The sequence below is a fragment of the Pseudomonas sp. OV546 genome (genome assembly GCF_900116845.1).
Classification (GTDB): Bacteria; Pseudomonadota; Gammaproteobacteria; order Pseudomonadales; family Pseudomonadaceae; genus Aquipseudomonas; species Aquipseudomonas petroselini.
In genome coordinates this window covers 1-19,550 of the sequence record NZ_FPCE01000028.1, presented here as the reverse complement: position 1 = coordinate 19,550, position 19,550 = coordinate 1, and the positions used below count along the sequence as shown (strand labels likewise).

General features: G+C 61.5%; 21 protein-coding genes. 12 read left to right on the top strand and 9 right to left on the bottom strand.

Features of this window, described 5'->3' with window-relative positions; translation table 11 throughout:
• Nucleotides 1-137: 137 nt before the first annotated feature.
• Both BM403_RS31160 and BM403_RS31155 read right to left on the bottom strand, forming a co-directional pair.
• The gene (locus BM403_RS31160) at nucleotides 138-752 is read right to left on the bottom strand and encodes an NAD(P)-dependent oxidoreductase (protein ID WP_093547017.1); all 615 of its coding nucleotides are present in this window, start codon (nucleotides 750-752) and stop codon (nucleotides 138-140) included.
• A gap of 33 nt (nucleotides 753-785) precedes the next feature.
• Nucleotides 786-1,652: an MBL fold metallo-hydrolase gene (locus tag BM403_RS31155; RefSeq protein ID WP_093547011.1), complete on the bottom strand. Its 867-nt coding sequence runs from the start codon at nucleotides 1,650-1,652 to the stop codon at nucleotides 786-788.
• A gap of 104 nt (nucleotides 1,653-1,756) precedes the next feature.
• Here BM403_RS31155 and BM403_RS31150 point away from each other — a divergent pair, with 104 nt between their 5' ends.
• Nucleotides 1,757-2,662 (top strand): LysR family transcriptional regulator, encoded by a 906-nt coding sequence (locus BM403_RS31150; RefSeq protein ID WP_012722800.1) that lies wholly within the window; start codon nucleotides 1,757-1,759, stop codon nucleotides 2,660-2,662.
• 100 nt (nucleotides 2,663-2,762) lie between these two features.
• Nucleotides 2,763-2,939: a hypothetical protein gene (locus tag BM403_RS31990; RefSeq protein ID WP_012722801.1), complete on the top strand. Its 177-nt coding sequence runs from the start codon at nucleotides 2,763-2,765 to the stop codon at nucleotides 2,937-2,939.
• Between the two features lie 44 nt (nucleotides 2,940-2,983).
• On the opposite strand, the gene BM403_RS31145 is transcribed toward BM403_RS31990, so the two are convergent.
• Nucleotides 2,984-3,862 carry a helix-turn-helix domain-containing protein gene (locus tag BM403_RS31145; RefSeq protein ID WP_093547008.1) on the bottom strand — a complete coding sequence of 293 codons (879 nt, stop codon included), beginning with the start codon at nucleotides 3,860-3,862 and terminating at the stop codon, nucleotides 2,984-2,986.
• A gap of 189 nt (nucleotides 3,863-4,051) precedes the next feature.
• On the opposite strand from BM403_RS31145, the gene pobA reads away from it, so the two are divergent.
• Both pobA and BM403_RS31135 read left to right on the top strand, forming a co-directional pair.
• Nucleotides 4,052-5,236 (top strand): 4-hydroxybenzoate 3-monooxygenase, encoded by a 1,185-nt coding sequence (gene pobA / locus BM403_RS31140; protein ID WP_175538125.1) that lies wholly within the window; start codon nucleotides 4,052-4,054, stop codon nucleotides 5,234-5,236.
• A gap of 66 nt (nucleotides 5,237-5,302) precedes the next feature.
• Entirely contained in the window at nucleotides 5,303-6,820 is a 1,518-nt protein-coding gene (locus BM403_RS31135; RefSeq protein WP_093547014.1) for an MDR family MFS transporter, read from the top strand.
• A gap of 385 nt (nucleotides 6,821-7,205) precedes the next feature.
• Here BM403_RS31135 and BM403_RS31130 read toward each other — a convergent pair whose 3' ends face one another.
• Nucleotides 7,206-8,045, bottom strand: a complete 840-nt coding sequence (locus BM403_RS31130) for a cache domain-containing protein (RefSeq protein ID WP_043204951.1) — start codon at nucleotides 8,043-8,045, stop codon at nucleotides 7,206-7,208.
• 50 nt (nucleotides 8,046-8,095) lie between these two features.
• A complete protein-coding gene (locus BM403_RS31125; protein WP_043204953.1) occupies nucleotides 8,096-8,866 on the bottom strand; it encodes a transporter substrate-binding domain-containing protein in 771 nt (256 codons plus the stop codon).
• A gap of 343 nt (nucleotides 8,867-9,209) precedes the next feature.
• On the opposite strand from BM403_RS31125, the gene BM403_RS31120 reads away from it, so the two are divergent.
• The 5 genes from BM403_RS31120 (at nucleotide 9,210) to BM403_RS31100 (ending at nucleotide 13,867) form a co-directional block, all read left to right on the top strand.
• A complete protein-coding gene (locus BM403_RS31120; RefSeq protein WP_093547005.1) occupies nucleotides 9,210-10,580 on the top strand; it encodes a glutamine synthetase family protein in 1,371 nt (456 codons plus the stop codon).
• A gap of 101 nt (nucleotides 10,581-10,681) precedes the next feature.
• Nucleotides 10,682-11,281, top strand: a complete 600-nt coding sequence (locus BM403_RS31115; RefSeq protein WP_046036821.1) for a class I SAM-dependent methyltransferase — start codon at nucleotides 10,682-10,684, stop codon at nucleotides 11,279-11,281.
• Between the two features lie 122 nt (nucleotides 11,282-11,403).
• Nucleotides 11,404-12,537, top strand: coding sequence for a ribonuclease D (gene rnd, locus BM403_RS31110; protein WP_093547002.1), 1,134 nt, complete (start codon nucleotides 11,404-11,406; stop codon nucleotides 12,535-12,537).
• The gene (locus tag BM403_RS31105; protein ID WP_003189597.1) at nucleotides 12,534-12,827 is read left to right on the top strand and encodes a YcgL domain-containing protein; all 294 of its coding nucleotides are present in this window, start codon (nucleotides 12,534-12,536) and stop codon (nucleotides 12,825-12,827) included. Before rnd ends, BM403_RS31105 begins: the two co-directional genes overlap by 4 nt.
• A 107-nt stretch (nucleotides 12,828-12,934) precedes the next feature.
• Complete coding sequence (locus BM403_RS31100) at nucleotides 12,935-13,867, top strand: D-2-hydroxyacid dehydrogenase (protein WP_012722810.1); 933 nt, start codon at nucleotides 12,935-12,937, stop codon at nucleotides 13,865-13,867.
• Between the two features lie 125 nt (nucleotides 13,868-13,992).
• Here the strand turns inward: BM403_RS31100 and BM403_RS31095 are convergent, their stop codons facing one another.
• Nucleotides 13,993-14,577, bottom strand: coding sequence for a nitroreductase family protein (locus tag BM403_RS31095; protein WP_093546999.1), 585 nt, complete (start codon nucleotides 14,575-14,577; stop codon nucleotides 13,993-13,995).
• 153 nt (nucleotides 14,578-14,730) lie between these two features.
• Between BM403_RS31095 and BM403_RS31090 the strand changes: the two genes are divergently transcribed.
• Both BM403_RS31090 and BM403_RS31085 read left to right on the top strand, forming a co-directional pair.
• Nucleotides 14,731-15,180: a YcgN family cysteine cluster protein gene (locus BM403_RS31090; protein ID WP_003172524.1), complete on the top strand. Its 450-nt coding sequence runs from the start codon at nucleotides 14,731-14,733 to the stop codon at nucleotides 15,178-15,180.
• 13 nt (nucleotides 15,181-15,193) lie between these two features.
• The gene (locus BM403_RS31085) at nucleotides 15,194-16,414 is read left to right on the top strand and encodes a hypothetical protein (RefSeq protein WP_093546996.1); all 1,221 of its coding nucleotides are present in this window, start codon (nucleotides 15,194-15,196) and stop codon (nucleotides 16,412-16,414) included.
• A gap of 68 nt (nucleotides 16,415-16,482) precedes the next feature.
• Here the strand turns inward: BM403_RS31085 and BM403_RS31080 are convergent, their stop codons facing one another.
• The 3 genes from BM403_RS31080 to BM403_RS31070 all read right to left on the bottom strand — a co-directional run bounded on the left by BM403_RS31080 (nucleotide 16,483) and on the right by BM403_RS31070 (nucleotide 17,911).
• A complete protein-coding gene (locus BM403_RS31080; protein ID WP_012722814.1) occupies nucleotides 16,483-16,833 on the bottom strand; it encodes a YgaP family membrane protein in 351 nt (116 codons plus the stop codon).
• A gap of 68 nt (nucleotides 16,834-16,901) precedes the next feature.
• Entirely contained in the window at nucleotides 16,902-17,369 is a 468-nt protein-coding gene (locus BM403_RS31075) for an RNA methyltransferase (protein WP_003189607.1), read from the bottom strand.
• Between the two features lie 167 nt (nucleotides 17,370-17,536).
• Entirely contained in the window at nucleotides 17,537-17,911 is a 375-nt protein-coding gene (locus tag BM403_RS31070) for a YajD family HNH nuclease (RefSeq protein ID WP_003210675.1), read from the bottom strand.
• Nucleotides 17,912-18,009: 98 nt separating this feature from the next.
• Between BM403_RS31070 and BM403_RS31065 the strand changes: the two genes are divergently transcribed.
• Complete coding sequence (locus tag BM403_RS31065; protein WP_093546993.1) at nucleotides 18,010-18,930, top strand: ParB/Srx family N-terminal domain-containing protein; 921 nt, start codon at nucleotides 18,010-18,012, stop codon at nucleotides 18,928-18,930.
• Nucleotides 18,931-19,550: the final 620 nt, after the last annotated feature.

Below are 19,550 nucleotides of genomic sequence, written 5' to 3'. Positions count from 1 at the left end.
TTCAACGTTTCCAGCGACTTGAAGATCCCAATGTGGGAGGGGGCTTGCTCCCGATGGCGGTGGTTCAGTCAACGATATTTCAACTGACCCACCGCTATCGGGAGCAAGCCCCCTCCCACCGTTTTAACTGTGTTGTGTCAGTAGCCGACGGTGAAGCGTTGGCGGGAGTGCTTGGGCGATTCCACTTCGTCGATCAGGGCAATGGCGTAGTCGGCAAAGCTGATCCAACTGCGGCCTTCACTGCTGACCAGCAGATCATCCTGACCTACACGGAATGTGCCGGTGCGTTCGGTTTCAACGAACTCCGCCGACGGCGACAGGAAGGTCCAATCCAGCTCTTTTTCCTGACGCAGTGCTTCGAGAAATGCTGCGCCGGCACTGGCTTCGGCCTTGTACTCTGCCGGGAAACCCTCGCTGTCGATCACTCGCCCGCCACCCGGCAGCAGCAGTGAACCGGCACCGCCCACTACCAGCAGGCGTTTCACCCCGGCTTTTTTCACCGGTGCGATCACGGCGCTGGCGGGTAGGGTGGCGAAGTGCGCGGCGCTGATCACCACGTCGCTGCCGCTGATGGCCTGTTGCAGCGCATCTGCATCCAGTGCGTCCACTTGCTTGACGGTGACACCCGGGCGCGCCGCCAGTTTGTCGGTGTTACGCGCAATCGCCACAACGCTATGCCCACGACGCAACGCTTCTTCCAGCAGTTGGCTACCGGCACGGCCGGTGGCCCCAATGATTGCAATCTTGCTCATGACGTTCTCCAGTACGTTAGGGTTTAACACCATTCACCACTTCATTTCGCCCTTGGCGACTTTAGCGCTCAACTCCAGCGAGCTTTCGTCGGCGAGGGTGGGGTAACGCTTTTTCATGGCCGCGATCAGGGCGGCGGAGTCCTTGGCCTTGGTGGTCTCGGCGTCAAAGGCCTTGATGTAGTCGGCGGTAAAGGCCACGGATTTCAGAGACGGTGTGCCCAGGTAATGGCCTGGGATCACGGTGCGCGGCTTCAGGTCTTCGATGCGTTGCAGGGTGGTCAGCCAGTCTTTATGGGATTGCGCACTCTGGGTGTCGGCCATCCACACGTGAATGTTTTCGGCGACCACTACGCCACCGACCACGGCCTTGATCGACGGGATCCACACAAAACTGCGGTCCGGCTGCGGGCCGTCCAGGCCGATTACGTCCAGTTGCTGGCCTTCGAGGTTCAGGCTGTGGCCTTCGAGTACCTGCGGCACAAGGGTTCGGGCGGGTTTATCGGCGCCCATTTTCGGGCCCCAGAACGCAAGCTTGCCGTCCACGGTCGCCTTGATGTGGTCGACCACCGGTTGCGGGGCCAGCACCTTGGCGTCGGGGAAGGCGGCGGTGAGGGTATCGAGGCCGAAGTAGTAGTCCGGGTCGCCATGGCTGATGTAGATGGTGGTCAGGTGTTTGCCGCTGGCGCGGATCTTCTGGACCAACTGTTCGGCCTGGCCCTTGCCAAATTGGGCGTCCACCAGGATCGCGTCCTTGGCGCCGCTGACCAGCACCGAGCTCACCGGAAAGATCGCGGCCTCGCCTGGGTTGTACACCTCCAGAGTCAGGTCGGCTGCCGCCGCATGGGCGGCGAAGGCCAGGGCGGCGGTCGCCAGGGTCAAGCGCTTGAGGGTTGAGAACATCGGGCAGCTCCAGCATCGGTGAGGGATGCACAGAGCTTAGTTGCACAAAACCAGACTAAAAATGCGATGCTGGGACATAGTTTGTTTCTGAAATCGGGCAGATCATGGATCGTCTTCAAGCAATGCGCGTGTTTGTCACGGTGGTGGACCTGGGCAGCCAGTCCGCCGCTGCCGATCATCTGGACCTGTCGCGCCCGGTGGTGTCGCGCTACCTGGCCGAGCTGGAAGATTGGGTCGGCGCACGCCTGCTGCACCGCACCACGCGCAAGCTCAGCCTCACGGCGGCCGGCGGTGAAACTCTGCCACGTTGTCGGCAATTGCTGGAATTGTGTTGCGATATGCAGGCCGCCGTCAGCGAGCCGGATGACGCGCCCCGTGGCTTGCTGCGCCTGAGTGTCAGCACCTCATTCGGCCAGGCGCAATTGGCCGAGGCCATCGCCGAGTACGTCAAGCGCTACCCGCTGGTGACCGTCGACCTGCAAATGCTCGATCGCACGGTGAACCTGGTGGATGAACGCATCGACCTGGCCATCCGCACCAGCAACGACCTGGACCCCAACCTCATTGCGCGGCGCCTGACCGTGTGCCGCTCCGTGGTGTGCGCCTCACCGGCCTATCTGCGGGCGCATCCGGCCCCTCGGAAAGTCGAGGAACTGGCCGCGCACAACTGCCTGACCCATTCCTATTTCGGCAAAAGCCTGTGGCATTTCGAAGAGGGTGGCGAGCACGTCTCGGTGCCCATCAACGGCAACATCACCTCCAACGAAGCCAGCACCTTGTTGCGAGTGACGCTGGCCGGGGCCGGGGTGTCGATGCTGCCCACTTACCAGGCCGGTGATTACATCCGCCGTGGCGAACTGGTGCGCCTGCTGCCCGAGGCTGAGCCTCGGCAGATGAACATCTACGCGGTCTACGCCTCGCGCAAGCACATGCCGTCGGCACTGCGCAGCCTGTTGGATTTCCTGGTGCTGAGGTTCCCGGAAGAGCCGGCGTGGGATGTCGGTCTCTAGGCCGACATAAACGTGTTGAATGTCGCCCGATAATGGCAACTTGGCCTGGTTGACCTATGCTTTAGACAGCACCGTGTAGATCCGCTCAGAGGTCTGTGCCATGAGCATTAAAACCAGAAAGTACCTGATGATTTTCAGCCTGTGCGCCATTGCCAGCGCACTGTACGGGACTGCCGCCTACCGCGTGGAGCAGACCCGTATGCAGCCAACCTTTGCGATCAGCTGCCATCAGGATCAATGCGTTCCCCATACTGGCAGTTTCAGCGCGTTGCGCTAAAAACCGCCCTCAGGGGATGCAAAGGTGGCAGCCCGCGCCCACCGTTAGCGCTGCGGTGTTTCGGCCTTGAGTTGTTCGCGAAACGCCTTGGGCGAGAACCCGACGCGTCGGCGGAACAGTCGAGAGAAGTTGGTCGGGTCGGAAAACCCCAATACCTCTGACATTTCATTGATGGTCATGCTGGTGTAAGTCAGCAGGCGCTTGGCTTCCAGCAATTGGCGGTCGTGCATGATCTGCAGTGCCGGCTGCCCACCCAATTCCCGACACGTGCCGTTCAGGTGTGAGACCGAGATGCCCAGTTTGTGGGCCAAGTCTTCGATCTTCGGGTGTTCGCGGTAATGCTGCTCGACCAATTGCGTGAACTTGCGAAAATACTCGCGCCCCCGTGGCGCCCGTGGGTGGCGACGCTGGATGGCTTGGCGGCTGATCCACACCAGCAGCACGCTGACCAGCGCATGCATCATCATGTCCCGCGCCGGTTGTTCGTCGGCGTATTCATCCTGCAAGCGGGCGAACTGGCTGTTCAGGTAATCACTGTCCTTGCCCGCCGGGTAGTTGCCCAGCGCCTGTAAACCGTCGACCGTGGTGCCCAACTGAGTTTGCAAATGGCTGACCAGCGGTGCCGCGAGCGTCACCACATAACCTTCGACATCCTCGGAAAAACGAAACCCGTGCACACACAGCGGCGGCAATACCTGCAATGTCGCTTCGTTCAACGTGGAGCGCTGACCTTCGATCTCCAATTCTGCCTGGCCTTTGTGCACATACAGCAACTGGCACAGATCCGCGTGCCGGTGGGGCTGGATTTCCCACTGGTATTCCCGACTGCGCCGGGAAATGGTTTCACAGTGCAACAAATCGGGCGTCGGCCATTGCTGGTTTTCCCCGTAAAGCTTGAAGACCGGAATCGCGGTTTTGGTCATGGTTTCAATCCGATACCCAGGAGAGTGGTGCGGTAATCGCCCCGATTGGCAAAAAGCGCAGGCTTTGGCTCAGTTTTCACCTTCTTATGCTGGCCACTCAAGTGAAAAATGTCAGCTACAAGACCACTGACAATTCTTTCACCCTATCCGTTCGGGTGAAGCATGCGGGCGATAAAAATAATGAAAACGCTGAAAACTCAAGTCGCCATTATCGGCGCCGGTCCCTCGGGACTGTTGCTCGGCCAGCTGTTGCACAATGCCGGTATCGAGACCCTTATCCTAGAGCGCCAGAGCGCCGATTACGTGCAAGGCCGCATCCGAGCCGGCGTATTGGAGCAAGGCATGGTCGATCTGCTGAGGCAGGCGGGCGTCAGCCAGCGTATGGATAGCGAAGGCCTGGTGCATGATGGCTTCGAGTTGGCGCTCAATGGCCAGCTTACCCATATCGACCTCAAGGCACTGACCGGCGGTCAGTCGGTGATGGTCTACGGCCAGACCGAAGTCACCCGCGACCTGATGGCCGCCCGCGCCGACGCTGGCGCGATCACCCTCTACGAAGCCCGTGACGTGCAGCCCCATGGCCTCAAAAGTGATCGACCCTGGCTGACGTTTGAGCATCAGGGCGAAGCCTTTCGCCTGGAGTGCGACTACATCGCCGGGTGCGATGGTTTCCATGGTGTGGCGCGTCAATCGATCCCGGCGGAGTCACTCAAGGTCTTCGAGCGGGTCTACCCCTTCGGCTGGCTGGGCATCCTTGCCGATACACCGCCGGTGCACGCTGAACTGGTGTACGCCAAGCACCCGCGTGGCTTTGCCTTGTGCAGCATGCGTTCGCCGACCCGCAGCCGCTATTACCTGCAGGTGCCGGTGGACGAACCGATCGATGAATGGCCCGACGCACGCTTCTGGGATGAACTCAAAACCCGCCTGCCCAGCCACCTCGCCGAGGACTTGGTAACCGGCCCGTCGATCGAGAAAAGCATCGCGCCGCTGCGCAGTTTCGTCGTGGAACCGATGCAGTACGGGCGCCTGTTCCTGCTGGGGGACGCCGCGCATATCGTGCCGCCCACCGGCGCCAAGGGCTTGAACCTGGCGGCCAGCGATGTGAGCACGCTGTATCGGATTTTGCTCAAGGTCTACGGCGAAGGGCGGGTGGACTTGCTGGAGCGCTATTCCGCCATCTGCCTGCGGCGGGTGTGGAAAGCCGAGCGGTTTTCCTGGTGGATGACCTCGATGCTGCACCAGTTTCCCGAGGCGGACGGCTTCAGCCAGCGCATCGCCGAGAGTGAGCTTGAATACTTCATCCACTCGGAGGCGGGGCGCAAAACCATCGCAGAAAATTACGTTGGACTTCCTTACGAAGCTATCGAATAGCCTGCTATCGTATCGAGCATTCCCGCGGGCCGCCTTTTCCCGCGGGCCTTGCTCGAAGGTCCTGCCGTGACGCACCTCAATCAGCCCGCTCCGCCGCTGCCCGCCGTACGCAGCATCCTCGCCTCACTGATGATGGCGATCTTCCTGGGGGCCCTGGACCAGACCATTGTCGCCGTGTCCATGCCCGCCATCTCCGCGCAGTTCCACGACGTCAACCTGTTGGCCTGGGTCATCTCCGGCTACATGGTGGCGATGACCGTGGCGGTGCCGATCTACGGCAAGCTCGGTGACCTCTACGGGCGCCGGCCGATGATGCTGATCGGCATGGGCCTGTTCACCCTGGCCTCGCTGTTCTGCGGCATGGCGCAAAGCATGGAGCAACTGGTGCTGGCGCGGATCCTCCAGGGCATCGGCGCCGGCGGCATGATCTCGGTGAGCCAGGCGATCATCGGCGACATCATCCCGCCCCGCGAACGCGGGCGTTACCAGGGCTATTTCAGCAGCATGTACGCGGTGGCCAGCGTCGCCGGGCCGGTGCTCGGCGGCTACATGACCGAGTACCTGTCATGGCGCTGGGTGTTCCTGATCAACCTACCCTTGGGCGCAGGCGCCTGGTACGTGGCCCATCGCACCCTGGTGGGGCTGCCGGTGCCGCAACGCAAGCCGATCATCGATTACCTCGGCACTGTGCTGATGATCATCGGCCTGACCGCCTTGCTGCTGGGCATCACCGAAATCGGCCAGGGCCACCCTTGGCGTGACCACGAAGTGCTGGGGCTGTTGCTGGCTGCCTTGGTGGCATTGACGTTATTCGTGTGGCACGAGCGCCGCGCACGCGAGCCGTTGCTGCCGATGCATCTGTTCGCCAACCGCAGCGCGGTGTTGTGCTGGTGCACGATCTTTTTCACCAGTTTCCAGGCGATTTCCCTGACGGTGCTGATGCCGCTGCGCTATCAGACGGTGACCGGCTCCGGGGCCGACAGCGCGGCCCTGCACCTGCTGCCGCTGGCCATGGGCTTGCCGATGGGCGCCTATTTTGCCGGGCGCATGACCTCCGTGACCGGACGCTATAAACCGATGATCCTCAGCGGCGCATTGCTGAGCCCCTTCGCGATCCTCGGCATGGCCCTGAGCGCGCCCCAGGCGGTGGGGCTGACGGCGATGTTCATGCTGCTGTGCGGCATCGCTGCCGGCATGCAATTCCCCACCTCGCTGGTAGGTACGCAAAACTCGGTGGACCAGCGCGACATCGGCGTCGCCACCAGCACCACCAACCTATTCCGCTCCCTGGGCGGGGCCGTGGGGGTAGCGTGCATGTCGGCACTGCTACTGGCGCTGCTGCAAGATTCCAGCTTCGCCCACCTGGCCACCGGCGCAGTGGTGGCCGAAGGCAGTTCCGGCAACGTACTGCTCGACGGCCTCAACGCCGCCCCCGGCCCCGCGCAGGACGCCCTGCGCGGCGAGTTGGCAGTGACATTCCGGCATTTGCTGATGGTCAGTGCAGCGGTGTCACTGCTGGGGCTAGCGGCGGCAATCGCAATGCCGAACCGAGTGCTGCGCGGCCGTGAGGACAAGGCAAAATAAACCGCAGTGACGCCGAGTTATCTACACAAGCGTGTAGCACTCAACCGTAACCACGATGCGAAGCGAGCCGCTCTTGATCGTGACCTTGATCTAGCTTTTGATCTCAGGCGGCCCCCCAAATACCTGTCGGATTACGGGCACACCGAGCGTGAGCGAGGTGCCGAGTGTTGGGGCAAGAGCCTTTTGGTTACTTTTGGGCTCCTTTCAAAAGTGACCCGCTGTAAGAGCGGAACCAACAGTGGCCGTTACCTGAATAACGGATATGTACTCAGTCTGATCCAACATCCAGGTCGGCTGTCAGGCCGCCTTCGCGAGCAAGCCCGCTCCCACATTTGGATCGCGGAGTTACCGTTAGATTGAGCAGCCCCCCACAGTCAAAGCCCCATCAAGGGCTGTAATAACCCACAGCCACCATAAAATGCCCAGCCTTGCGCACATACGCATGCTTATTCTCAACCCTGTCAGTCACCGGGTTCTTCCAACGGTACTTGTATTCCCCCTGATCCTGCTCCGCCATCATCCTGAGAATCGGCTCCCCCACCGGCTTGCCATCCGGATCCTTGATCTTGCTGAAGTCAGTATTCACCAGCCGCAGATTAGTGCCATGAGCCACATAGCGCTGGGTATTCAGGTCGACCACAAACACATAGAGATCATCCTGCAAGAACCCCCCCTGCAATGAGTTAATGGCCTTGAGCGTACCGCTTTCATCCTTGAGCAACGCGTTCACCGCCTTGTTGCGCAAGGCCCTGGCCTGTTCCGGCGTGGCCCGAGGCAAGTAATAACCCACCGCCAGGATGCGTTCGCCCACACGCTGATAAAACACGTGTTTATGCTCGACCTTGCCATCGTTCCAATTCTGCCAGCGGTAATCGGCCTGCTGGATGCCCTGGCCTTCCGGACGCTTGAGCGCGTCCTTGAACGACTCACGCAAATCCGGGCCGAGCACTTCAGACACATCGCGGCCGATCAAGGCAGAGGAGGGCCCACCACTGGCCAGCAACACGCCCTGGGTGTCGACCACGAACACATAGCGGTCGTGGTCGACGAATTCGCCCTGCCGGCTGAAGGCGGCAAACGCCTTGTCGCCGTTGCTCTTGTAGTAAGCCAAGGCTTTTTCCAGCAATGCCTTGGCCGCCTGCGCGTCCTCGTCCTGAGTCGTCGCGGCGTGCACCTGGCTGAAACACAACAGCAGCAGCCAGGTGAGTCGGAGCAATCCCTTCATGGCCCATCCCTCGTTATTGTTGGTGTGACCACAGCGTAGACGCCTGTGGCTCAAGGCGCCGCCAGCCATTGATTAACAATGCCGTCATACACCCCGGTGGCCATGCTCAAGTGCAACCACTGGTCGACATAGCTCTTCCACGCCACATCATCACGCGGCAGCAAAAAGGCTTTTTCGCTGTACTGCATCTGCCGCTCCGGGTTGACCGCGCACAGGCCTGGCTTGAGTTTTTGCTGGTAACGCGCTTCGCTGGCGTCGGTGATCATCACGTCGGCTTTACCCGCCAGCAGCTCGTCGAAGAGGGTCACGTTGTCGTGCAAACGTATTTGCGCCTGGCCCAGATGGGTGCGGGCGAACACTTCGTTGGTGCCACCCGCCGGTTCGATCACGCGCACCTGGGGCTGGTTGATCTGCTCGACGGTCTGATAGCGCTGTACATCGGCGCAGCGCACCAGTGGGATCTTGCCGTCGACGCCCAGGGTTTGGCTGAAGAAGGCTTTCTTCTGGCGTTCCAGGGACACCGAAATTCCGCCCACGGCAATATCGCAGCGCTGGGCCAGGAAGTCCGGCATCAGCGTTTTCCACGTAGTGGGCACCCATTGGATTTTAGCGTTGAGGCTTTTTGCCAGGGACTCGGCCATGGCGATGTCGATGCCTTCATAACTGCCATCGGCGCGCAGGGACGTGTAAGGCTTGTAGTCGCCGGTGGTGCACACCGCCAGCGTGCCGCGCTGGAGTACTTCGTCCAGGCGCGAGGGGGCGGTGTCGGCCAGGGCGCTGGTCGCCAGACCGAGTACACACAGGGCTAAAAGAGCTTTCATGCGGTCGAGTCCTTGGGGCATGTCGAGGGCGCTCATTATTTCCAGCGCGGGGCAGGGTGGCAAGGTGCGTCGAATGTTTAGCCAAGCTGCAACCAAACTCCGTCAACCCTGGATTTAAACACCTATACAGGCGTGTGACGCTCGCGCTTATCTCTCGCACTGTGATTCCCGCATGGACGGCTCCTCCGACACTCACCCCGCGACACTGCCGTCCGATCTCGCGTTCTGGGCCCTGTTCCACTGCCGACACGCACGCCCACCAGACACCTTATTCCTACGTTGATCCATCCCCTGGATGGCGCGCGCCTGTGCGCCTGCCCGACACATACGTATGAGAATGCCCATGAGTGTTTTTGCCAGTCTGCACGAAGCCCAGTCTTTCCTCGAACAGCACCCGGACATCGAAATGTTCGAGCTGTTTATCCTCGACAACAATGGCGTACCGCGCGGCAAGCTGTTGCACCGCGATGAGTTGCTGGCGGTGTATGAGAGTGGTCGGCCGCTGCCCAGCACCATTCTTGGCCTGACCATCAACGGCGACGACGTGGAAAACTCCGGGCTGGTCTGGGACGTGGGCGATATTGACTGCCGCGCCTACCCGATCAGCGGCAGCTTGCAGCGCATGCCGTGGCGGCTGATCCCCACTGCAGCGGTGCAAGTCAGCATGCATCCGACAGAAGGCCTGCCCGCGACCGTGGCCGACCCCCGGCATTTGTTGGCCAAGGTGATCGACGGCCTCAAGGCCGATGGTTATTACCCGGTGATGGCGGCGGAACTGGAGTTCTACCTGCTCGACCAGAAGCTCGACAGCAATGGCCGCCCGCAACCGGCGCGCGATGTGGATGGCGGGCGCCCGCGCTCGACCCAGGTCTACGGCCTGCGCGAACTGGAGCAGATCGAGCCGTTCCTCGCCGACCTCTACAGCGCCTGCAAGCTGCAGGGCATTCCTGCGCGCACGGCGATTTCCGAATACGCGCCGGGCCAAGTGGAAATCACCCTGGAGCATCGCACCGACGCCCTGCAAGCCATGGACGAAGCCGTGCGCTACAAACGCCTGGTCAAGGGCGTGGCACATAAACACGGGATGACCGCCTGCTTCATGGCCAAGCCGTTCGACGACCTTGCCGGCACCGGCATGCACATGCACGTGAGCCTGGCGGATGCCGAGGGCAACAACCTGTTCGCCAGCGAAGCCACCGACGGCACGCCGCTGCTGCGCCAGGCGGTGGGCGGCATGCTCAGCACATTGCTCGATTCGCTATTGATGTTCTGCCCCAACGCCAACTCCTACCGCCGCTTCCAGGCCAACAGCTACGCGCCGCTGGCCGCCACTTGGGGCGTGGACAACCGCACCGTCAGCCTGCGCGTACCGGGCGGGCCGGCCCACTCCCGGCATATCGAACACCGTATCTGCGGCGCCGACGCCAACCCTTACCTGGCCGCGGCGGCGATCCTGGCCGGCATCCACCGCGGCATCCGTGAGCAACGCGACCCCGGCGCCCCGGTAGAAGGCAACGGTTACGCCCAGGCCAAGGAATTGCTGCCCACCGACTGGTTGACCACCCTGCGTGCCCTTGAAGATTCACGCTGGGCGCGAGAGGCATTCGGCAGTGAATTCCTCGGCGTGTACCTGGCGGTAAAACGCGCCGAATACCGCCAGTTCATGGGCGAAGTGGGCGAGCAGGATTGGCGTTGGTACCTGCACCCGGCGTGATCAGGTTTACGGCAGTGAAGGCTTCGACCTTTTTTTGACATTGCAGTGGTTAAGCTACGAATCAAGGTCGTTCACTACCGTTCAACCCACATGAGCCCGCGATGTCGCCACAATCACCTTCCTCCATCGAGATCGAATACGCCGAGCGTTGCGACCGTGAGCACGCCAGGGTCTGCGGCGAAACACATCCGCCCGGGCTGCGACAGCGCCTGGCGTCGTGGCGCGACGAATGGATGGTGCGCCAGGCGCTGAAAGTCGCCGGTGAACCCGGGCTGTTGCTGGACCTGGCCTGCGGCTCGGGGCGCTTCTGGCCGGTGCTGGCCGAACACGTCAACCGGGTGATCCTGGCCTCGGACAATTCCCAGGACATGCTCGACCACGCTCGCACCCATCACCCCGTGTCGTTGCTCAAGCGCGTCAAGACGTTCCAGGGCTCGGCGTTTTCCATCGGGTTGTCGGCGAATGCGGTGGACTGCATTTTCTGCCTGGAATTGTTTCGCCATGTACCCAGCAGCGAAGGGCGACTGGCGTTGCTGCGCGAGTTTCACCGGGTCAGCCGCGACACGGTGATTGTCTCCGTGCCTTCTCGTACCGCCGTAGAGGACGAGTTTCGCCAGTCCGGCTTCAAGGTCCTGCATCATCAGGAATTCATGCCGGGCTCAAGCCTGTGGCGGGTCTATGTGTTACGTAAGAGAGGATAAGTCCCGCCTGTCGGACTATTCTTCACCACCTGTCTGAGTTTTCATGGTCGCCTGTGCACTGCGAATGCTCGCAAGTCCCTTTCGCGATATATACTGCGCGCCATTCTTCAAGGGAGAGCCGTGTGGCCATCGATATTCACTGGATCTGCGACAACGATAGCCTCGGCCAGCACTGCGCCGAATGGCAGCAGTTGCCATTCGTCGCCCTCGACACCGAATTCATGCGGGTCGACACCTTTTATCCCATTGCCGGGCTGATCCAGATCGGTGATGGCGTACGCGCTTACCTGATCGACCCCCTGACCATCGACAACTGGCAACCCCTGGCCGCCTTGCTGGAAAACCCGGCGGTGATCAAGGTGGTGCACGCGTGCAGTGAAGACCTCGAAGTGCTGCTGCGCTTGACCGGCAGCCTGCCGGTGCCGTTGTTCGACACCCAATTGGCGGCGGCTTACCTGAACCTCGGTTTTTCCATGGGCTATTCGCGCCTGGTGCAAGCCGTGCTGGATATCGAGCTGCCCAAGGGCGAGACCCGCTCGGACTGGCTGCAGCGGCCGCTGTCCGAGACGCAGATCAGCTACGCCGCCGAAGACGCGGTGCACCTGGCCGAGGTTTACACGCGTTTGCGTCCACGACTGTCAGACGAAAAGTACGCCTGGGTGCTGGACGACGGTGCCGAACTGGTCGCCAACCTGCGCCGCGAAGTCGACCCGTACGAGGTGTACCGCGACGCCAAGCTGGCGTGGAAACTGTCGCGTGCCCAACTCGCCGTGCTGCGTGAACTGTGCGCGTGGCGCGAGCAGCAAGCCCGTGCGCGTGACCTGCCGCGCAATCGCATCATTCGTGAACACTCGTTGTGGCCCCTGGCCAAATCCCAGCCGGATAATCTCGCCGCCCTGGGCAAGATCGAAGACATGCACCCGCGCACCGTGCGTCAGGACGGCCAGTTCCTGCTGGACCTGATCAAGCGGGCCGGCAGCGTGTCGATGGACCAATGGCCGCCCGCCGTTGCCGAACCGTTGCCGGTGGATGCCGCCGCTTTGATCAAGCAACTGCGCGCCTTGGGGCAAACGTTCGCCGAGCGCCTGGACATGGCGCCGGAACTGATGCTGCGCAAGAAAACCCTGGAGGCCCTGGTCAAAAGTGGCTACCCCGACGGGCCTTATAAATTGCCAGACTCGCTGCGTGGCTGGCGCCGCGAGTTGATGGGCCAGGCGCTGCTCGACAGCCTGGCCACTGCCGGAGAACAGCCTTGAAACGTATTTGCTCCATCTATCGCAGCAAGAAAAAAGACGGGATGTACCTCTACGTGCTGAAAAGCGATGCCCTGGAGCGGGTGCCTGAACCGTTGATGGAGGCCTTCGGCAAGGCCCATCACGCGTTCGACATGGTGCTGACGCCCGAGCGCAAACTGTCCCGCGAGGACATCGCCGTGGTCCTGGAAAACCTCGACAAGCAGGGCTACCACCTGCAAATGCCGCCGGCCGAGGACGAGTACATCGAACACTTGCCCGAAGAGCTGCTGCGCCGCAACGACCCGATGTGATCGATCCGTGCCCCGTTCGGGGTACTTGCTTTAATGGAATCGTATAAGTGAGCGGTGGCCGTAAGGATGCGGGCGGCCGCTCGTACTGTTTTTGAAAGGTTTTAAGCATGCGTGTTCTGATTGCTGAACAGGATCACCCGCTCTACGCCCAATTACTGGGCGAGGCGGCACCGGACCTGGAAGTGCTGACCAGCGGCGACTCGGCCGAGCTGTCACGCCTGGCCGCCGATTGCCCGGTATGGCTGGGCCAGCCGGACCTGCTGGCGACGTTATTGCGTCAAGGCCATCATCCGCAATGGCTGCAATCGACCTGGGCCGGCATCACCCCGTTGCTGGCCGAAGGCCTGCCCCGCGATTACCGCCTGACCCGTGCAGTCGGCATCTTTGGCCAGGTCATGGCCGAGTTTGTCCTCACCTACATGCTCGGGCACGAGCGCGAAGTGTTGGCGCGTTTGGTCAGCCAGGTCGAACGTAAATGGGACAACCGCATGGGCCAGAGCCTGGCGGGGCGCAAGGCGCTGATCGTCGGCACCGGCGATATCGGTCAGCGTGTCGCCGATTTTCTGCTGCCATTTGGCGTGAAGCTGTACGGCATCGCCAGCACCGCACGCGAACAGGCGCCGTTTATCGAAGTGGCCGGGCTCGACCAACTGGGCCGGCTGGTGGGGGAGGTGGACTACGTGATCAACCTGCTGCCCAACACGCCGAGTACCCATGACCTGTACGACGCAGCGCTGTTCAAGCAATTCAAGTCGACCGGCTTGTTCATCAACGTCGGGCGCGGAGTGGCGGTGGTCGATGCCGACCTGGTCGAGGCGTTGAAAGAGGGCCATTTGGCGGGCGCGGTGATCGACGTCTGCCGGCAGGAGCCGTTGCCGCAGCGTCATCCGTTCTGGACCGCTTGGGGTCTGCTGCTGACCGGGCACAGCTCGGCGCCGACATCGCCGGAGTTGATGGTGGAGCTGTTTGTGCAAAACCTGCGGGCGTATGAGGCCAAGGAAGCGCTGCGCGGCGAAGTGGATTTCGAGCGCGGTTACTGACACAACGCAACTCCAAATGTGGGAGGGGGCTTGCTCCCGATTGCAGGGGATCAGTCAAAGCAATCAGTGACTGTCACTCCGCTATCGGGAGCAAGCCCCCTCCCACCTTTCGGATTGCGTCAGGCTTAGAGGCTGAAATTACCCTCGGACACCAGCTCGCTCAACGGCTTGCGCGGGCTGGGTGTTTCGCGGCCTTGCAGGTATTCAGGCAATGTCGACTTATCGCCCAACTTGCCCACGGCCACGGCGGCATGCAGTGCATAACCTTCCGGGATTTTCAGCTCTTTGCGGGTCAGTTCCTGATCGAAGCCGGCCATGCCGTGGGTGTGCCAGCCGCTGAGGCTGGCTTGCAGCGCCAGGTGACCCCACGCGGAACCGGTGTCGAAGGTGTGCCACAGGGCCGGGGTTTCTTCCGTGGCACCGGGGGCGATGAAGTCGGTTTTCGAGGCGATGATCACCAGGGCCGACGCATGCTGGGCCCAGCCACGGTTGAATTCATTCAGCAAACCGAGGAAACGCTCCCAGTCCGGCGTGTCGCGGCGCGCGTAGAGGAAACGCCACGGCTGCGAGTTGTAGGCGGAAGGTGCCCAGCGTGCGGCTTCGAAAAAGCTCAGCAGGGTTTCCTGGGAAATGCTCTCGCCCGTGAAGGCACGAGGCGACCAGCGGTCGGTGAACTGGGTGTGGATCGGATAGTCGGCAACACGGGTCATGAGCAGTTCCTGATCGTCAATTCGGCGCTCAAAGCTACTGCGCGGCCACTAGACTGACAAGTGTTGTTACACCGCCAGTCGCTAGCGCTTGGTTCCAGGCGCCGTGGGCACTAGACTGGCGGCCTTTTCACCTACCGATACTGATGTAGAGCCATGGCCGCCAAAGTCGAACCTTTCTGGATACGCAAAACCCTTGAACACCTCGACCAGGAGGAGTGGGAGTCGTTGTGCGACGGCTGTGGCCTGTGCTGCCTGCAGAAGCTTGAGGACGAAGACGACAACAGCGTTTATTACACGCGTATCGCCTGCAAGCTGCTCGACCTGAAAACCTGCCAGTGCACCGACTACCCCAACCGCCGTGCGTCGGTGCCGGACTGCATCCAACTCACCCCGGGCCAGGCCGACCAGTTCAAATGGCTGCCGCCGACCTGCGGCTACCGGCTGGTCAGCGAACGCAAGGACCTGCCGCTGTGGCACCACCTGGTCTGCGGTGACCGCGACGCCGTGCACCATGAACGTATTTCCCAGTCCGGGCGCATGCTCAGCGAAGGCAGCGTGCCCGAGGATGACTGGGAGGATTACCTCATTTTCCGAGCGGGCTGAACAAGGAGTGGGTATGAGGGGGGGATTCAAGCGGGCGGTACCTGTGCTGCTGCTGGCGCTGAGCACGCCGGCGTGGTGCGCAAAGAAAGTCGACCTGGATTATCACGTCAAACTGTTGCCCCAGAGCGATCAGGCCGAGGTACGTGTAAGCCTGTCCCAGGGCTCGGCGGTACGCAGCCTGAACTTCGACCTGGGCCGCGATGGCGACTACAGCGACTTCAAGGCCGACGGCCAGTGGAGCGTCAACGAGCACCGTGGCCTCTGGCATCCCAGCGCCAGCAAAGCCAGCTTGACCTACCGCGTGCGCCTTACCCACGCGCGCAAACCGGGTATCTATGAAGCGCGCATGACGCCGAGCTGGGCGTTGTTTCGCGGTGAAGACCTGGTGCCAACCGCACGGCTTGACCAGCAGGACGGCGTCGAGTTGGTCTCGCGCCTGGTGTTCGAGCTGCCGGCCGGCTGGAAAAGTGTCGAGACCGCCTGGCCGCGCATCGGCAAGAACACGTTCCGTATCGACAACGTCTCGCGCCTGTTCGACCGGCCCACCGGCTGGATGCTCGCCGGCAACCTCGGCAGCCGCCGCGTGCGCCTGGGCGAGACGGAAGTCACCGTGGCCTCGCCCAAGGGCCAGGCGATGCGCCGTATGGATGTACTGACGTTGCTGACCTTCGTCTGGCCTCAGGTGGAAGCCGCGTTCCCGCGGCATCCGGCCAAGCTGCTGGTGGTGGGCGCCAGCGACCCGATGCGCCGCGGGGCGTTCTCGGCACGCGACTCGATCTACCTCAACAGCCGCACGCCGCTGGTCAGCGAAAACGGCAGCAGCCCGTTGGTGCGTGAGGTGGTGCAGGCGATTGGCCGCTTCAATGACCACGACACCAGTGACTGGATCAGCGAAGGCCTGGCCGACTACTACGCCATTGAACTGGTGCGCCGAGCCGGGGGCATCACCGATGAGCGTTATCAGGCGATACAGGTGCGGCTGGCCAAGGAAGGCAAGGACGTGACCAGCCTGCGTGGCGAACACGTCAGCGGCGCGACGGTGTCACGGGCGGTGGTGGTGCTGCAGGAGCTGGACCGCGAGATCCGCGTGAAGACTCATAACAAGCGTTCACTGGATGACCTCGCGCAAGCGGTGATGCGGGCAAACAGCATCACCACTGCGGAGTTCGTGCAACTGGCCGAGAGCATTATCGGCGAGTCGTCAGTGGTGCTGGATTCCAAATTATTGCATTGACGCAGACCCACCGTGGGAGGGGCAAGCCGCCTCCCACAGGGGGATCTTCAATCTCGTTGAGCGTGGCGTCAGCCAGCGGTTTTGGTGGCTTTCTCAACCGCCACTTCGGCTTTGGTCTTCAAGTTCTTCAACTCTTCCCCGGCTCGTTCGATCTTCGTGCGCACCGTGTTCATTTCATGGCGGCCCTGTTCCAGCTTGTCTTTGAGCGAACTGTGCCCAGTGAAGCCACGTGCCAGCGCCACGCCGCCGATCGCTATCTGGATCAAGCCGAAAAGCCCGCCACGGCGCAGGCCTTTGCCGACCATGATCACGCCACCGGCCACCGAGCCGATACGTTCCCAGCCGTGCACGTTTTGCGTGGGCTGAGGTTCAAACGGGGTGTGCTCGATGATAGGGCGCAAGGTTTTGCTGTCGCTCATGGTCTGTCTCCAACAAGGGCTAGTGATAAATAGCTGACTGCCCGCAGGCGCCGGATGTTCCCAAAAAATCAGTACTTGGGGCCCGAACGGGTGTTGTTGCCCTTGGCCAGGCGGTCATAGAGCACCACGTTGACGGTGGCGGCGAGGTTCATGCAGCCGGTGGTCGGGATGTACACAACGTCTTCACACCAGTCGCGGATCTCTTTGTCGAGGGAGCCGTCTTCCGGGCCGAAAATGTACAGCGCGCGGTCGGGGTGGGTGTATTCCGGCAGCGGGCGGGCGCCTTCCACCAGTTCCACGGCAACGGGGATGCAGCCCAGCGGCAGGATCTTTTTCAGGTCATCGATGCCGATCAGCGGAATGTCGTGGTGGACTTTCTTGGTGTCGGTGATGAAGTCCCGTGCGCGCTCGTAACGCACGCCGGTGTAGAACACCGAGGCCACGCCGTAGCAGCCGGCGGCGCGCATGACCGAGCCGACGTTTTCGGGGGATTTGGGGTTATACAGACCGATGCAGCTGTAGCGTTTATTGCCCACGGGGAAGGGTGCCTTGGAGAAAAACGGCGATTATACGGGGATTGGCCTAAACAATGTGGTGAGCGGGCTTGCCGCGCGCTGGGGCGCGAAGCGGCCCCAACGCCAATTACCGCCTGTTTAGCTGGCTTTATTGGGGCTGTTGCGCAGCGCTAGCCCGCTGACCCCATTCAGTCGTCTTTCTTCATCAACCCCGCCAACGCCGCAAACGGGTTATGCGTGGCCTTGGCAATCGTCGGGCTGCTGGTGGAGCCTTCGCCGAAATACTGCTGGTCGGTATAACGCGAGTGCTCGTTGTCGTGGCAATACAGGCACAACAACTCCCAGTTGGAACCGTCCTGGGGATTGTCATCATGATTGTGGTTACGGTGGTGTACGGTCAGTTCACTCAAGCGTTTGCCGGCAAACTCACGCGCGCAGCGGCCGCACACGTGGGGGTACATCTTCAAGGCTTTGTCGCGGTAGCCCATTTCCCGGTCGCGCTGGGCATCGGCGAGGATGCGGTCCAGCTTGGCGGTGTGGGAGGGCGGGTTGGTTGAGCTCATCATGGCTCCTGGCTATTTGATGGTTCACGGATAGGGTTGATTCTAGCCGCTCGCGTTGTAAATAACCGCTTCACTTTATCGATAAGGATTTGAAACTCATGCGTCTGCATTCATGGACTGTTGCATTGTTGCTGTGTGGGATGGCTGCCCACGCCCAGGCATTCTCTACACCTCAGCCTGGGCAGGTGATCGAGGTGGCCCTCGAACAATTACACCCGACCCAGGCCGTGGTGGGTTTTGACCAGATTTACTACAGCCTCGGGCTGTTTGCCGACAAACCTGCCAAGGTCTTTGATGAATACTGTGAGACCAATGGCCAGGGCGAGGCGGATAAAGTCCCCAAGGGCGCCGACCTGCATAAGCCTGCCAGCTTTACCTGCAAGGACCCGGTGGGCAGCCATCCCGAGGACATGAAAACCGTGGTGGTCGGCCCCGGTGGCCAGTTGTACCTGACCGACGGTCACCACAGCTTCACCACCTTGTGGGAAGTGCCCGGCGGCGGCCCCCGCTTGAAAATGTGGGTCAAGGTTACGGATGACTTCAGCAACAGCCCGGACATGCAGCGTTTCTGGCAGCGCATGCAGGCCGCGCGCAAAGTCTGGCTCAAGGACAATCAAGGCCAGGCCCTGCCGCCTGAGCAGTTGCCGGCTCACCTGGGGTTCAAGCATCTGCAGGACGACACCTTTCGCAGCCTGGTGTATTTCACTCGTAAGGCTGCTTATGGCAAGCCTGATGCTGGCGAAGTTGCGCCGGAGTTCCTGGAGTTTTACTGGGGGAACTGGTTGCGCACGCAGATCGACCTGGGGGCTTTCAATCTGAACAAGAAGGGCGGCTATAGCGACGCCATTGAGGCGGTGGCCAAGCGGATGGTCAGCTTGGCGCCGGGGGCACAGGTCGGTGACAGCGGGTTTACTGCCCATCAGTTGGGCGGTATGACCAAGCTGGACCGCGATGAGCTGGAGAAGACTTTCGACAAAAAAGTGCCGTATGTGATTGATTACCGAAAATCTCGAAACTGATGCGGGACGAGATGTGGGTGCTGGTGTGCCTGTGATGCGGGCACCTCGGTGTATGAGGTTCACCGTATAGGTATGGCGCTGGACCTGTGGCGAGGGAGCTTGCTCCCGCGGGCGGCCTGACAGCCGACCACCATCTAATTGTTAGGCTGCGATCCAAATGTGGGAGGGGGCTTGCCCCCGATGGCGGTGTGTCAGTCGATTCATCAGGTGACTGATTCAGCGCCATCGGGGCCTCGGTATCTACACAATTCTGGTTATGGCGCTGGACCTGTGGCGAGGGAGCTTGCTCCCGCTGGCGGCCTGACAGCCGACCACCATCTAATTGTTAGGCTGCGATCCAAATGTGGGAGGGGGCTTGCCCCCGATGGCGGTGTGTCAGTCGATTCATCAGGTGACTGATTCAGCGCCATCGGGGCCTCGGTATCTACACAATTCTGGGTATGGCGCAGGACCTGTGGCGAGGGAGCTTGCTCCCGTGGCGGCCTGACGGCTGACCACCATCTAATTGTTAGGCTGCGATCCAAATGTGGGAGGGGGCTTGCCCCGGTACAAACCGGGGACATCGTTTACATTTCTAACCGGGGACATGGTTTACAGGTTAATACGCATGATCAGGAGGT